15 protein-coding genes and 1 pseudogene are annotated in these 13,681 nt (G+C 68.0%); 7 read left to right on the top strand and 9 right to left on the bottom strand.

From position 1 onward, the window contains the following. Nucleotides 1-143: 143 nt before the first annotated feature. The 6 genes from ACIBN2_RS38625 to ACIBN2_RS38600 form a co-directional block, all read right to left on the bottom strand. Nucleotides 144-1,535, bottom strand: a complete 1,392-nt coding sequence (locus ACIBN2_RS38625) for a glutamate decarboxylase (RefSeq protein WP_399141719.1) — start codon at nt 1,533-1,535, stop codon at nt 144-146. Nucleotides 1,536-1,990: 455 nt separating this feature from the next. Beyond that, on the bottom strand, nt 1,991-2,155 hold the full coding sequence (locus tag ACIBN2_RS38620; RefSeq protein ID WP_399141717.1) for a hypothetical protein: 165 nt from the start codon (nt 2,153-2,155) through the stop codon (nt 1,991-1,993). A gap of 55 nt (nt 2,156-2,210) precedes the next feature. Next, a complete protein-coding gene (locus ACIBN2_RS38615) occupies nt 2,211-2,624 on the bottom strand; it encodes a hypothetical protein (protein ID WP_399141715.1) in 414 nt (137 codons plus the stop codon). Beyond that, the gene (locus ACIBN2_RS38610) at nt 2,558-3,163 is read right to left on the bottom strand and encodes a PEP/pyruvate-binding domain-containing protein (RefSeq protein ID WP_399141714.1); all 606 of its coding nucleotides are present in this window, start codon (nt 3,161-3,163) and stop codon (nt 2,558-2,560) included. Before ACIBN2_RS38610 ends, ACIBN2_RS38615 begins: the two co-directional genes overlap by 67 nt. Before the next feature lie 450 nt (nt 3,164-3,613). After that, a complete protein-coding gene (locus ACIBN2_RS38605) occupies nt 3,614-3,907 on the bottom strand; it encodes a hypothetical protein (RefSeq protein WP_399141710.1) in 294 nt (97 codons plus the stop codon). Beyond that, on the bottom strand, nt 3,904-4,080 hold the full coding sequence (locus tag ACIBN2_RS38600; protein WP_399141708.1) for a transposase family protein: 177 nt from the start codon (nt 4,078-4,080) through the stop codon (nt 3,904-3,906). The genes ACIBN2_RS38605 and ACIBN2_RS38600 overlap by 4 nt, the downstream gene beginning before the upstream one ends. Before the next feature lie 427 nt (nt 4,081-4,507). Between ACIBN2_RS38600 and ACIBN2_RS38595 the strand changes: the two genes are divergently transcribed. From ACIBN2_RS38595 to ACIBN2_RS38580, 4 genes and pseudogenes are all read left to right on the top strand, one after another. Continuing rightward, the gene (locus ACIBN2_RS38595; protein ID WP_399141706.1) at nt 4,508-5,536 is read left to right on the top strand and encodes a terpene synthase family protein; all 1,029 of its coding nucleotides are present in this window, start codon (nt 4,508-4,510) and stop codon (nt 5,534-5,536) included. 96 nt (nt 5,537-5,632) lie between these two features. After that, entirely contained in the window at nt 5,633-7,894 is a 2,262-nt protein-coding gene (locus ACIBN2_RS38590; protein WP_399141704.1) for an MMPL family transporter, read from the top strand. 28 nt (nt 7,895-7,922) lie between these two features. Further along, nucleotides 7,923-8,147, top strand: coding sequence for a hypothetical protein (locus ACIBN2_RS38585; RefSeq protein ID WP_399141702.1), 225 nt, complete (start codon nt 7,923-7,925; stop codon nt 8,145-8,147). Between the two features lie 185 nt (nt 8,148-8,332). Further along, nucleotides 8,333-8,509: pseudogene (locus ACIBN2_RS38580) on the top strand (hypothetical protein); the annotation flags it as partial. A gap of 259 nt (nt 8,510-8,768) precedes the next feature. Here the strand turns inward: ACIBN2_RS38580 and ACIBN2_RS38575 are convergent. The 3 genes from ACIBN2_RS38575 to ACIBN2_RS38565 all read right to left on the bottom strand — a co-directional run bounded on the left by ACIBN2_RS38575 (nt 8,769) and on the right by ACIBN2_RS38565 (nt 10,329). Continuing rightward, nucleotides 8,769-9,080: a hypothetical protein gene (locus ACIBN2_RS38575; RefSeq protein WP_399141701.1), complete on the bottom strand. Its 312-nt coding sequence runs from the start codon at nt 9,078-9,080 to the stop codon at nt 8,769-8,771. Next, nucleotides 9,077-9,262, bottom strand: a complete 186-nt coding sequence (locus tag ACIBN2_RS38570; RefSeq protein WP_399141699.1) for a hypothetical protein — start codon at nt 9,260-9,262, stop codon at nt 9,077-9,079. Before ACIBN2_RS38570 ends, ACIBN2_RS38575 begins: the two co-directional genes overlap by 4 nt. A gap of 488 nt (nt 9,263-9,750) precedes the next feature. Further along, entirely contained in the window at nt 9,751-10,329 is a 579-nt protein-coding gene (locus ACIBN2_RS38565) for a TetR/AcrR family transcriptional regulator (protein ID WP_399141697.1), read from the bottom strand. A 90-nt stretch (nt 10,330-10,419) separates the two neighbouring features. Between ACIBN2_RS38565 and ACIBN2_RS38560 the strand changes: the two genes are divergently transcribed. The 3 genes from ACIBN2_RS38560 (at nt 10,420) to ACIBN2_RS38550 (ending at nt 13,522) form a co-directional block, all read left to right on the top strand. Then, nucleotides 10,420-10,872 (top strand): anthrone oxygenase family protein, encoded by a 453-nt coding sequence (locus ACIBN2_RS38560; RefSeq protein ID WP_399141695.1) that lies wholly within the window; start codon nt 10,420-10,422, stop codon nt 10,870-10,872. A gap of 320 nt (nt 10,873-11,192) precedes the next feature. Continuing rightward, on the top strand, nt 11,193-11,618 hold the full coding sequence (locus ACIBN2_RS38555) for a DUF4267 domain-containing protein (protein ID WP_399141693.1): 426 nt from the start codon (nt 11,193-11,195) through the stop codon (nt 11,616-11,618). 683 nt (nt 11,619-12,301) lie between these two features. Beyond that, complete coding sequence (locus ACIBN2_RS38550) at nt 12,302-13,522, top strand: metallophosphoesterase (protein ID WP_399141691.1); 1,221 nt, start codon at nt 12,302-12,304, stop codon at nt 13,520-13,522. The last annotated feature ends 159 nt before the right edge of the window (nt 13,523-13,681 follow it).

Raw genomic sequence — 13,681 nt, 5'->3', positions numbered from 1 at the left:
CCCCGGTCGGCCGACCCTGTCGCCTGCCGCGCCTGCGCCGAGCACGCGTGCGTCCTCAGAAGCAGGGCCGGGGCGGCTCCGCGAGAGGGAGTGCAGGGACTGCGCTGCGGTGGTCGGCTCGGGCCAGCAGCCCAAACGTGCCGTCAGTGGTGGAAGCTGACGCGGGTCGAGTCGTGCGGGTGTCCCTTGTCGAGATGACTGATCGCCCGGCGCATGTCTTCGGCGAGAAGTTCGATCTCGTCCCGGTCGACACCGTGCCGCACGAGAACGCGCTGGATCACCGTCTCCTGGCGGTCGGGCGGGAGTGGATAGGACGGGACCTGCCAGCCGCGCATGCGGAGCTGGTCGGACAGGTCGTACAGGCTCCAGCGGACCGAGCCGGGATCGGTCAGGGTCCAGGAGACGGCGGGGAGTGCTCCGGCGCCGTCGTAGAGGAGGGTGAAGGGGCCCATGTCGGCGACCTGCCGGGCAAAATGCTGCGCGGTGTCGGCGCATGCCTGGTAGACGCGCCGGTATCCCTCGCGGCCCAGACGCAGGAACATGAAGTACTGGGCGACGACCTGTCCACCGGGGCGGGAGAAGTTCAGGGCCAGGGTGGGCATGTCCCCGCCGAGGTAATCGACGTGGAAGACCAGGTCCCCGGGCAGGGCTGCTTTGTCGCGCCACAGGGCCCAGCCCACGCCGAGGGGGGCCATGCCGTACTTGTGGCCGGAGGCGTTGATCGAGGCGACCCGGGGCAGGCGGAAGTCCCACTCCAGGTCGGGGTGGAGGAAGGGGGCGATGAACCCGCCGGAGGCCGCGTCGATGTGCAGGGGGACATCGAGGCCGGTCTCCGCCTGGATGCGGTCGAGTTCGGCCGCGATCTCCGCCACCGGCTCGTAGGTGCAGGTGTAGGTCACCCCGAGGATCGCCACGACGCCGATGGTGTTCTCGTCCACGTACTGGCGCAGCTGGTGGGCCTGCAGGCCGGTCGCGCCCGGCTCCACCGGCACCTGGCGCAGCTCCACGTCGAAGTAGCGGGCGAACTTCTCCCAGCACACCTGCACCGGCCCGCAGACCAGGTTCGGCCGGTCGGTCGGCTGGCCGGCAGCGCGTCGGCGGTCACGCCAACGCCACTTCAGGGCGAGGCCGCAGAGCATGGCGGCCTCGCTGGAGCCGGTGGTGGAGCATCCCACGGCCGGTTCGGACCCGTCGGAGCCGGCGGGCGCGTGCCACAGGCCGGCGAGGATGTTGACGCACCGGGACTCGATCTCCGCGGTCTGCGGGTATTCGTCCTTGTCGACGATGTTCTTGTCGAGACACAGGTCCATCAGGCGGCGGACCTCGTCGTCGGTCCAGGTGGTGCAGAACGTGGCGAGGTTCTGGGCCGCGTTGCCATCGAGGAGCAGTTCGCTGCGCAGCAGCTGGTAGACGATGTGCGGGGGCGTCGGCAGATCCGGCATGGCCCGCTTGGACAGGGGTTTCTCACTGATCGGTGACGTGAAGATGTCGGCGGCCGGGTCGGCGGCCGTTTCCTGTGCGTTGTGCAGAGCCACCGGTGGCACCTCTCGCCTCGTCCTGCCATGTCTCTCGGAGGCTATGAGCGGGCACCGGAGTCCGACAGCGGGCGTGGTCCACCCGGGGCATGACGCAAGGCGGCTGGGTGAGTGTCGGAGGCGGCTGCGCGGCGGCGGTCTGGTCGGGCCCGTGGCAGGCGGCCGGGCAGGCAAATCGTCCTGCTCAGCGACCTCGACCTCGACCTCGACCTCGACCTCGACCTCGACCTCGACCTCGACCTCGACCTCGACCAGGGTGCTGGGGGCGGCGGTCAGGGTGGCCACCGCACTCAGGTGGCGTGGGCGCCGTATCGCCTTGGGTGCGACGGAACGTGCGGCGCTCACGGCGTCCATGGGGAGCAATGGCGGCCGCGGACAGCAATACGGTGCGCAACAGCAGCGGAGCCGTGGGTCCAGACGAAGACGTCCCGGACCCACGGGCCATAGCCAGCCGCTCACCGCCTGCGCAGCCCCCTGGCGTCGCCCTCCACGACCCGCGCGGCCTCGCTGAGCGCGCCCGGCCGACGGGACAGCCGGCGCCGTCGGCCGAGCAGGGCCGCAAGGAGCGCCACCAGCACCAGGAGGTTGACGCCCAGCACCGCGAGCAGGGCGATGAGCACGTCTCGCGCCTCTCACCACTGCCGTTCACCGCAGGCGGATGCACCAGTGCTCCCGTCAGGGCTCTCGCCGTACGACGCACAGGGCCCAGATGACGAAGGCGTACAGGGCGATCAGCGTGAGCGACCAGACGGGGTAGTACGGAATGGACAGGAAGTTGGCGATGATCAGCAACCCCGCGATGCCAACCCCGGCGACCCGGGCCCACACGGCGCGCGTGAAGAGGCCGGCGCTCACCCCCATGGCGACCACTCCGAGGACCAGCTGGATCCAGCCCCAGCTGGTCAGGTCGAACTTGAAGACGTAGTTCGGGGTGGACAAGTAGACATTGTCGTTGGCGATCGCCATGATGCCCCGGAACAAGTCCAGGATTCCGGCGATGAACAGCATGATGCCGGCGAACATCACCAGTCCGCCGGCCGCCGCCTCGGACGTTTCCGACCGGCGGTGGTGGGTCGTGCTCGTGGCCATGATCGGTTCCTCACGTCGTCGGTGAGCTGTAGCGCCCAATGCTGGACTTCCAGCATGAGCGGCGGCCGGGAGCTGGTGATCACCCCTGACGGGTGAGGTCCACGGGGCCTGTGATGCCCTGCAGCGGACACACCGCCGGCGAACGAGTGGTGCGAGCCGTCCTCCTCCGCCCCTGAGGAGCGCACGGCCACCAGGCCGCCGCCGGTCTGCTGGTAGGCCCGAGCGATGGCCGCGGCCACGCACTCGCCGAAAGGAGCGGCCTCGACCAGACGAGCGATCTCGCCGGCGATCTGCCCGGGCCGTGTGTCCCAACGCTCGTCGAGCAGGTTCACCAGGCGTTCGTCCAGTCCGTTGCCGCGGCAGAATTCCGCGAAGACGTCGAGACCGAGCACGGACCACTCCGGTACTTGAAATCCGGACGCGCTCAGCGTGTGGAGGTTTCTCCCTTTTCCACCGGCCCATTCGGCGATCTGAGAACGCTCACTGGACGGTGTGAGGACGCGAAGGAACCGGGGACCGGATCCCGTGGTGAGCGACAACTAGTTTCCTTTCGAAGCACTCCGGCTAGGCCTCACCAAGAGGTTTCACGACACTATCCAAGAAAACTCTTCCGCGGCCGCGGAAGTCGCTTCAGCCGAATGTCGCCGGTCGTTCTCCACCCGGTCCGGACAACCAACAGGATCTCCCGGCCACGCAGGACGCGCAGGTCACAGATGCGTGAGCCCGTCCCGAGAGCGTGCGACCGGCGGCGCGACCAGGAGCGGGGAACCACGACAGCAGGTAACTCGAAGCAGTGAAGGACTCCGCTTCCAATGACCGAATATTACTGGTGAATCGCTCAAAGAAAGGGTCCGGAGGGATGCATTTCTGGACGCCGAGAGGTCGTTTTTCCCGGCAATTTTCATTCGGAATTCAATTTGCATCCCGTGGAGTTCGTCACAGACTGGGTGGCAGGGCTTCGGCGTAGTCGCATGATGTCCGTTTCGTGATCATGCGAGCCCCAGGAGGGTGAGCGGGCGTCGTGTGTCGCGGGCGTTGCGGCGCAGGCTGGCCGCGTTGTTCGTGACGCCGGTCAGCCGTAGTGCTCCGGCGGCCAGGTTGCGCCAGGTCGCCATGGCGCGGGGTGTGTTGCCGGTCCGTAGTTGGGAGGCGTCTTCGGTGAAGGTGGTGTCCCGGATGTGGTGCAGGGCCTCCACCTTCCAGTGATCGCGCACGAGGGAGGCCAGTTGGGCGGGGGTGGTGTGCTCGGCGGTGAGGCTGGTGGCGGCGTAAACGGTCTTCACTGTGGCGGATCGGGACACGCGCCGATGGCTTGCAGCACCTGCGGCGGAGCGTCGGCGATCCACTCGCCGACCGCCAGCAGTGACCTCGCCCCGGTCAGTACCGCGCACGCGGCGAGGGCGAGCACGACGACCAGGGTGTGCCGCACTCCGCGCGGATCACGCAGGTCGGGCACCTCGGCCAGCCGCTCCAATAGGCCCGGCACTTCTGCGGGTGCGAGCCGTGGGTGATCACGGAGTTGGTCAAGAGCGGGCGGGATCGGTGATGATGCGCCGGCAGGCACGGTCTTCCACTCGGATCACGGGGCGTAGGACTCCATGATCTTGGGAGCCCGTGCCTGTCACGTTCCCGGATGGCCGCCGAACTGGCGGATCGTCACGAACCGGACGTCCTGCAACCAAGGCCGAAGCCCTGCCGCCCGCCGGCTCCGATGTCGAGGATTCTTCACCGGTACCACATAAGCAGATCAGTGTGATTGAAATACCGTTCGCGACATCCAGGAGGGGCCGATCGGGGCGGAAAGGTGAGGTCGTCGAATTTCACGATTCGTTGGACCGTGGGATATCCTAGCTCCCCCTCGGTTGCCGGGAAAGGTCATTTGAGTGGCAGCGCTGTCTGATTCCTCCGAATTTTCGATTCCACTTCAGATGTCGAAAAGTCGACTGTTCGTGGCCGAGCGTCGCCGGGATGCTCATTCTTTGTCGCAGGCGCATGACGCCTGGTACGGAGAACTCCTTACGCAGCCTGGACTGGAGTACGGAAAGAGCCTGCTGAAGAAATTTGACGGGATGAACCTGGCCGCTTTCGTGCTCCCGCGCGCCGGCTGGAAGGAAACGCTCGACATCGGCATCTGCATGACGGCTGTGGTCGCCCTGGATGATCTCTTTGATGCCGAGGTGGCCTCCCGTCCCACCGCCGAGCAGATTATCGCTGTGGCCATGAGCGCGTCACCCGGGCGGACGGACTCCCCGTTTCTTCGGCTGTGGGAGTCGGTGGTGGAGAGGTCTGCGGCTGCCTACGGCCCCTACTGGGAACGCTTCGTGCGGGAAGGGCTGAGCGGCTGGGCGCGGGTGTCCGACGCGAAGGAGTTGCGGCCCGAGAGGATCGACGACTTTCAGACGTACCTCACCCTTCGGCGTACCGATTTCGGAATCGACCTGATCCCCGTAAGCCTTGAGTTTGCGACCGGGATCGAGCTTTCTGACCTACGGGGGGATAGTCACTTCGAGGCTTTCCACCAGGCCGTCAGTAATCATGCGGTACTCGTCAATGACCTGATGTCGTTCCGGAACGAGTACTACACGGGTGAGCAGATGAACGCGCTCTTCGTACTGCAACGGTGTGAAGGCATGCCCATCCAAGAAGCGGCAGACAAGGTATGCCGTGAAGTTGCCGCAGCCGAGGACGAGTTCTTTTCGCGTGCCTCCAGCCTTCTGGAAAGCCATCCTGGACGGCGAAAGGAATTGGGGCGCTACATCGAGGATTGGCGCCATGTCCTGGGCGGGCACATGGCATGGGAATTTTCGAGCACCCGTTACAACGGCAAGGATCACGTCTGGGACGGATCGATTCCTGAACGTATTACCATTACCCCGGACCGGACCATCTTCTCTGGCGCTCCCGTGTCGTGACATCTGGGCATCGATTCCTTCGCCCAGCGTTAGGTTAAACGGCTATTGCGGGGGACAAAGCCCTGATTCCGGGTTCACCGCAAAGCGGGAGACGTAATGAATAAGGTGCTCCAGTGGATCAGGAGTCGAATTTTCCTTTCACCCGCACTGCAGGAGGAAGAGCTCACGCACCTGCCACGACCCCCGGCCTTCCAGCGGCATGCCGGAAAGTTCCTCGGGGGCTTCCTTCTGATCGCGTTGGCGGCCGGGGTGATCGGCGCCGAAACCGCCGCCCGGATGTCCCCTGGCGGATACCGCTACTCAACTCCCGCCGCCGACCGTGCGGTGGAACTCCTCGCCCAGGATTTCGCCATCCCGGCCCGGGCGAACTTCATCCTGACCGTGCAGGGCGATGAGGATCTGCGCGCGGGCGCACCGGCTGCGGCCGGACGAAGGCTGGTGTCCCGCGTTCGCTCCCATCACGGCGTCACCTTGGTCTCGGACCCCTTCACCACACCACAAGCCACATATCTGCTCGGCTCGGACGCTCGCTCCGCGTTGATCGTCGTCCAGATTGCCGGTGACGACAAGACCGCCGCCGCGACCGCGCGCGCCTTGGCCCACGAAGTTGCGGAAGGCGAGCTGTCACCTCGTGCGAGCGGCACCGCTTTGGTGGGCGACGAGCTGATCCGCGGCGCGCAGACGGGTCTTACCCGCGCCGAACTGTTTGCGTTCCCGCTGACGTTCCTGATCCTGTTGCTTGCGTTCAGGTCGTTTGCGGCGGCGTGCTTGCCCCTGCTGATCGGTGCCATCGCCATTGCCGTCACTCTGGCCGTCCTGAGGCTGCTCAGTCTCGTGATACCGGTATCCGTCTTCGCGATGAACATCACCACCGCGTTGGGCTTCGGTCTGGCGGTGGATTACAGCCTCTTCCTCCTTGCCAGATACCGGCGCGAACGTGCCGCAGGCCACCCCCTGGATGAAGCGCTGCGCACCACGGTCCGCACTGCCGGCCGGGCCGTTGCCTACTCCGGCCTGGCAGTCGCGCTCTCGCTGGCCGTGCTGGTGCTCTTCCCTCTCTACGCGCTTTCCTCGCTGGCCTACGCTGCAGTGAGCGTGGTCATCGTGGCCGCGGTTGCCGCGGTAGTGGTCATTCCCTCCCTCATCACCGTCCTCGGCCCCCGCGGCGACAGATGGCTGGTCCCCACGCGCCCCAGCCGCACGGCACCATGGGATATCTGGGGCCGCCTGGCGCACTCCGTCACCAACCGCCCCTGGCACTGGGCCCTCCCACTGGTCGCGGTCTTGTGCCTCGCCGCGGCCCCCTTCACGAAGGCAGTTTTCTCTCCGTCCGACGAGCGCCTGCTACCTGCCTCCTCACTGGTTCGCACCAATGCGGAACAAGCCCGCAAAACCTTCGACGTCCGCCAGGCGGACCCGATCTGGCTGGTGGTGACCTCCCGCCATACCGATACCGCCGCACTCGCCTCCTACGCCGAAACCGCCCGCCACACTCGCGGAGTCGCCGAGGCGACCCTGCACACCTCGCCTTCCTCGCCGAAGCGAGCCGTCCTGCGTGTGGTCCCCACCGCCCCGCCAGACAGCGAGCATGCGGCACAGACCCTGGCCCGCTTGCGCGCACTGCCCAGCCCTGGTCCGGTCACAGCCCTCGGCGGCACTGCGGAGCGGGTGAGCACACTGGACGCACTGGTGGCACAACTGCCCGCAGCGCTCAGCCTCCTGGCCGCAGCCACCTTCGTGCTGCTGTTCCTGTTCACCGGCAGCCTGCTCCTGCCCCTGAAGGCCCTGCTGATGGCAGCCCTGAGTCTGACCGCCGGCTTCGGTGTCCTGGTCATGGTCTTCCAGCAGGGACACCTCGCCCCGCTCCTCGGAGGGTTCGAGGCCCCCGGCTATCTCGACCCCAGCCTGGTCATCGTGACTGCCTGTCTGTGCTTCGGACTCGCGACCGACTACGAGATGTTCCTGCTTTCCCGCATCCGCGAGGAACACCAGCTCACCGGAGACACCCGCACCGCCACCGTCACCGGCACACGGGAGACCGCCGCGGTGATGACCTCCGCGGCCACGGCCCTGACCACCGTCCTGCTGTGCCTGGCCACGTCCCCCCTCCTCATGCTGAAGGCCATCGGCGTCGGAAGCGCAGTCTGCGTCCTGATCGATGCGTTCCTCATCCGCCCCGTCCTTGTCCCGGCGTTCCTCTCCATCCTCGGGCCTTCCAACTGGTGGGCACCCCTGTGGATGCACCGCCTCCACAGGAGAACAAGCCGGTACGGATACTCCCCAGCGCCCCCCGATCCAGCGCACCATCCCGGTCAGCGGGATGAGTTTGCTACGACTTCGAAGGTCCGGCCTCGCTGAAGCGCCCCCCGCCCAACTGGCCTCCCTCGTGCGCGATCACTGGAAGGTGGAGGCCCTGCACCACATCCGGGACACCACCTTCACCGAAGACGCCTCCCAACTGCGGACCGGCAACACACCCCGCGCCATGGCGACCTGGCGCAACCTGGCCGCCGGAGCACTACGGCTGACCGGCGTCACGAACATCGCGGCCAGCCTGCGCCGCAACGCCCGCGACACACGACGCCCGCTCACCCTCCTGGGACTCGCATGATCACGAAACGGACATCATGCGACTACGCCGAAGCCCTGGACTGGGTGGGCCGCGCCGGTCGGAGAAGGCTCTGAACCCGCGGCCGGTGCGCTGCGTGTTCGTTCCCTGTGCTGACGTTCGATGTCACCAGGAGCACCCGAGATCGAGGCACTCCTGGAAGGGGGCTCCGATGAACGCTCGCCTCCGGATGGACCGACTACCGCCGGCGGGTCCAGTACCAGACCTACGACGTCACCGCGCTCCCGCGCCCGGAAACCGTTCTCCGGCTCCTTGGCGATCAGCGTGTCGCCGTCGAGGGCACCAGTTCGGTGGTGGTGGTCTCCATGCCCAACTCGGCGGCGAGTCCCTTGGGGTCCCCCTGATCCAGACCCGGCCGTCGTCGTCCTGGGTGATGCTGTTGCCGAACACCCGGGAGCTTCAAAGGTGCCGACATAGCGGGAGGCGTCGAGGGGCCGGTGGTCGGTGGGCGGGACCGGCAGCGGGGGGACGGCGGCTCCGGCCAGCTCCTGCACCAGGTGTCCGACGACCTCGCGGTAGAGACCGAGGGGTCACAGCGATGTCGCCGACGGCGCCGGGGCCAACGGTCCATCCCCAGCAATCCACGGCACCGGCCGGCCGGGACTACAGGTCCAGGACGGCGCGCAGCGCATTGTCGATCTGTTCCTGCTGTCCAGGACCGATACTGCCGTGGCAGGTGCCGGTCTCGAAGCGGGACACAGACAGCTGCAGCAGATTGACGGCGACGACCGACGCATCCACCGGGGCGGCCAGGCGCACGCTCATCGCCGTGTCGGGGTGCTGCGCGGGAGCATGCAGCACCAGGACGACGACCGCGCCGTAAGCCTCGGCGAGACCGTCGAGGCTTACGACGAGAACCGTGCGCATCCCCTTGCCGGTGTCCACATCCCACACCTCGCCCTTGCGGACCGTCACAGGGCGTCGCCCTCGCCCGTCAGGTCGAGGGGCTCGACCGAGGCGAGCTTGCGTGCAGCGTCCAGCGTCATCTGACGCCGCACGGCCCGCAGGATGTAGTCGTTGAGCGACGGGGCGCCGGCCGCGGCATCCCGCAGCTGCTTGTCCATACCGTCCGGGATCCGCAGCGTGATGGCACTCATGACACCAAAACTAGTGGCAGAAACGCCATCACTGCAATCCCCACCCCGGGCGCCTGCCCGCGATGCCCGACCGCCGGCCGCGCACGGATCAAGCACGCGACGGCCCGGCCGCCCGACCAGATTCATAGCAGACCGCGCGACCTCTGACCTGCACCTTTGCGCCAAAGGCACGGCGCCTGGTCCGTAACAGGCCCGGACCTTGTGCCCACGGCAGTCGCTCACTCACCTTGAGCGCCGCGACATGCCTTCGTCGATGTCGGCGACGGATCCGGCGTTCAACTCCCGATGAGCACCTTCACCACCCGTCGGTTCGAGCACCAGGGCGCGTATCGGGTCGTGATCGCAGCCTCCGGGGCGGGTGCCCCCGTCTGGAGTGCGGGGCTTCGCGATCTGCGGCTGCGCCGGGTGGACGAGAGCGACCCGGAGCATTACCGCAGGCAGGCGACGGGGCTCAAGGGCCGCGGCGGCGTGCCCGCCGGGACGGTGAGTCAGACCATGGCGAGCCGGTCCACCAGAAGCTCCACCCTCGTCTCAGCATCCTCGGGCAGCAGGCGGCCCGCCCGGGTCAGGGTCGCAAGGCCGTGCAGCGACGCCCAGAACACCTCGGTGAACAGCCCCGGGTGGACGCCGTCGCCGGCCACCTCTTCGAGGCTCTCCAGCAGGGCGGCGAAGGCGTCCTTCAAAGGCTCCGGGGTGTCCTCCTGCGCGTACGGCAGGCCACCGTCGAGCTGGAACAAGGCGTCGTAGACCGCCGGGTTGCGTGCGGCGAAGTCGAGGTAGGTGCGGGCCAGCGCGGCGACCCGGGCGCGCGGGCCGTCCGCGGCGGAGGTCGCCGCCCGCACCTCCGCGGCCAGTTCGGCGGCTCCCTGCAGGGCGACGGCGCCGATGATCTCCCGCTTGCCGCGGAAGTGGCTGTAGAGGACGGGCTGGCTGTACTCGATGCGCTCGGCCAGCCGGCGGGTGGTGACCGCGTCCCAGCCTTGCTGCTCGGCGAGTTCGCGGGCCGTCGCCAAGATGAGGCGCTCGCGCTCCGCCCGTTCGCGCTGCTTGCGTTCCTGTACCGACATGAGCCGATCCTAGCACCGCTAGACAACCGAGCGGCAGCAGGACTAGCATTGCCTCAATATCTAGCAACGCTAGTTCATGGAGGGATCGTCATGCTCAACGCACTCGGGGTCGTCACCACCGTCGTCGTCGGCCTGATGGTGGGGGTGGAGTTCTCCGTCGCCTTCATCATGAACCGGATCTTGAACGCGCTGCCCGGGGACAGCGGCCAGCTCGGCCATGCCCACGGCGGCCGGATGCTCGGCGCCCTGATGCCGTTCTGGTACATCGGCTCGCTCGTCCTCGGCGCGGTCTGGGCCGTCGCCGGATGGCATCACCACGGCGCCGGACTCGTCGCCACCGCCGCCGCGCTGCTGATCGTCAGCGTGATCATGTCGATGCTGCTGCTCGTCCCGATCAACAACCGCAACAAGACCTGGACCCCCGAAAATCGGCCGGCCGACTGGAAGCAGCAGCTGCACCGCTGGGACCGCTACCACTACGTCCGCGTCGCCATCATCATCGCCGCCTTCGCCCTGCTCGCCACCGCCCTCGTCCTCGTCTGATCCCACTGCCGCTCCAACAGGCGCCCCTTCGCCTCCTATCAACGGCTTTCGCCCCCTCGGGGTGAGCCCAGGAGGGCTCCGGACGCTTGACCCGCCGGCCGACGCCGCACCGGCGGCGCAAAATCCCCACTCCCCGGGGGCGGCTGACCACCGAACTCCCGACCTTCGGACATGCAGCTGCCGCTTCTCCCCCACACCTGCGATCCCGGCGAGCCCCGCCCCTCGATCAGCCGCGTCCGCGCGGACTGATCAGGCCCCCTACGCCTCAGCAAGCACCAGGAAGCCCACCAAGCGGACGAAGACCCGCAAGGAGAAGAACCATGCCGCTGAAGAAGATCAATACCGTTCTGACCGCCGCCTTCATCCTCTTCATCCTCTGGTTCGGGACGGAGTTCATCCTGAGCCCGCAGACGACGGCGCCCGGCTTCGGCCTGCCGAGCTGGCCGTCCGGCGACGGCGACGGCTTCCTGATCATCAAGGGCATCCGCGACGTCGTCCTGGCCCTGGTCCTGGGCATCCTGCTGGTAACGGGCCACCGTCGGGCGCTGGGCTGGGTGCTGCTGGTGGAGGCCCTCGCCGCATACGGCGACATGGCCACCGTGCTGGCCCACCACGGCTCAGTGGCCACCGCGGTCGGCGTCCACTGCCTGACCGCGACACTGATGGTGGTCAACGGCCTGCTGATCATGCGCGAGACCCGCACGGTCGCGGCCGCTCCGGCAACACCCGCCCCGCAACCCGCCTAGGGCGCGGATCGGGTCGTGATCAAACCGTGGGTTTCGCCCCGTTGCAGACCCTGGCCCGGTAGACCGTCATACGCGACGCGCGCTCAATCGACGGACAAGCAGCGGGAGTTCATTGAGCCGCACCTGCCGATCGGCAAGTACGACCCGTACCCCAAGATCCTGCGGCAGCACTTCGAGGGCGTGATCCGGCGGCTCCGAACCGTCGGGCAGTGGCAGAGGTGCCAAGCGAGTTCGGTACCTGGTCGACCTCCTCCAACCGCTTCCGCCAGTGGCGTGACCCCGGCGTGTTCGATGCCCTGCTGGAGGACCTGATCACGGAGGCGGCGAAGCGGGGCGAGGCAAGACCTGTCCCTGATCAGCATCACCTCCACCACCGCACGCGCCCACCACGACGCTGCCGGGATGCACCCGCACCAGGAGGTCCTCACGGCCCTGGAGAGGGCCGCCACCGAAGAGGCGAAAGCCCCGCCAGAGGGGGCAGCCCCGAAGAACAAGGCGGACGCTGCGCCCAGGCAGACGCGACGCCGAAGGGGCCCCCGAGCAGGAAGTCTCTGCGGTGGAGTCTTGACCTCACGCAGAGAACCCTTCGCCCACCGGGGCCGCGCCTATGAACGCCGGTCCGGCCGGCCCGGAGGCGACCGGATACAGTGCGCGAGACGGCAGCCTGGTCAGAGAGGGGCAGCGTGACCGACACCAGCCACACCCGGACCGCCGAGGGTGCAACGCAGAAGCCGCCGCCGAGCCGACTGCGCCGCCTGATGCGCTACATCCCCCTGATCGCCCCCGTCCTGCTGTGGGCCGTGCCGTGCGGGGTGCTCCTGTACACCGGCCAGCACTGGCCGCTGCCCGTCACGCTGTTCGGCACCGCCCTGTTCGTCCTCGGCCTCGTCGGTATGCCGCTCGCGATGACGCGCGGCCACGGCCGACGCCAGCAGGACCGGGCGGCGATCATCGGTGACACCCTGCTCGGCACGAGCTGGGTTCTGTTCACCTGGTCCATTCTGCTCGGCGTCCTCTTGCGGCTCGCCCTGACGGTGGCCGGCGTCGGCGAGAGCCAGGACCGGGCCCGCATCATCACCTGGGCCGTCCTCGGCGTGACCGGAGTACTCCTCACCTGGGGGTACGCCGAGGCCCGCCGCGTTCCCCGCGTGCGCCGACTCGACGTGCAACTCCCACGGCTGGGCGCCGGGTTGGACGGCCTCCGCGTCGTCCTCATCACCGACACCCACTACGGCCCACTCGATCGCGCCCGCTGGTCGGCACGGGTATGCGAAACAGTGAACACCCTGGAAGCCGACCTGGTCTGCCACACCGGCGACATCGCGGACGGCACGGCCGACCGCCGCCACGCCCAGGCCGCCCCACTCGCTACCGTGCGGGCCACCCGGGCCCGTGTCTACGTCACCGGCAACCACGAGTACTACAGCGAGGCCCAGGGCTGGGTCGACCTGATGGACGAGCTGGGCTGGGAACCGCTGCGCAACCGCCATCTCCTGCTCGACCGCGGAGGCGACACCCTCGTGGTCGCCGGCGTGGACGACGTCACCGCCGAGTCCTCCGGCCTGGCAGGCCACCGCGCCCACCTGGAGGGAGCTCTGAACGGCGCCGACCCCGACCTACCGGTCCTGCTCCTGGCGCACCAGCCAAAGTTCGTCGACCGGGCGGCAGCCGACGGCATCGACCTCCAACTCTCCGGCCACACCCACGGCGGCCAGATCTGGCCCTTCCACCACCTGGTCCGCATCGACCAGCCCGTCGTCAGCGGACTGAGCCACCACGGCACCCGCACCGTCCTCTACACCAGCCGCGGCACCGGCTTCTGGGGCCCGCCGTTCCGCGTCTTCGCCCCCAGCGAGATCACCCTGCTCGTGCTCCGTTCCCCGCACCAGCCCACCTCTGCCTAGGAGCACCGGCGGGCCGACACATCCGCCTGGAGCTGCCCACCAGTCGGGGGGTACGACGTCAACGGACGATCCGGGTCGCGTAACGGGCAGAAGATCCGCACCAGTCCCAGGCCGAACGCTCCAGCGAGCCACGCATACACAGATCAGCGACGGACGACG

The organism is Streptomyces sp. NPDC050534 (assembly GCF_044457745.1).
Classification (GTDB): domain Bacteria; phylum Actinomycetota; class Actinomycetes; order Streptomycetales; family Streptomycetaceae; genus Streptomyces.
The sequence above is the reverse complement of the archived record's forward strand: the minus strand, read 5'-3'. Positions and strand labels throughout refer to the sequence as shown.

Bases quoted from the DNA above. Each gene is read 5' to 3' on its own strand.
- ACIBN2_RS38615 (WP_399141715.1), bottom strand. From the start codon at position 2,624: ATGGCCACGAGCACGACCCACCACCGCCGGTCGGAAACGTCCGAGGCG.
- ACIBN2_RS38590 (WP_399141704.1), top strand. From the start codon at position 5,633: ATGAATAAGGTGCTCCAGTGGATCAGGAGTCGAATTTTCCTTTCACCC.
- ACIBN2_RS38570 (WP_399141699.1), bottom strand. From the start codon at position 9,262: ATGAGTGCCATCACGCTGCGGATCCCGGACGGTATGGACAAGCAGCTG.
- ACIBN2_RS38565 (WP_399141697.1), bottom strand. From the start codon at position 10,329: ATGTCGGTACAGGAACGCAAGCAGCGCGAACGGGCGGAGCGCGAGCGC.
- ACIBN2_RS38560 (WP_399141695.1), top strand. From the start codon at position 10,420: ATGCTCAACGCACTCGGGGTCGTCACCACCGTCGTCGTCGGCCTGATG.
- ACIBN2_RS38555 (WP_399141693.1), top strand. From the start codon at position 11,193: ATGCCGCTGAAGAAGATCAATACCGTTCTGACCGCCGCCTTCATCCTC.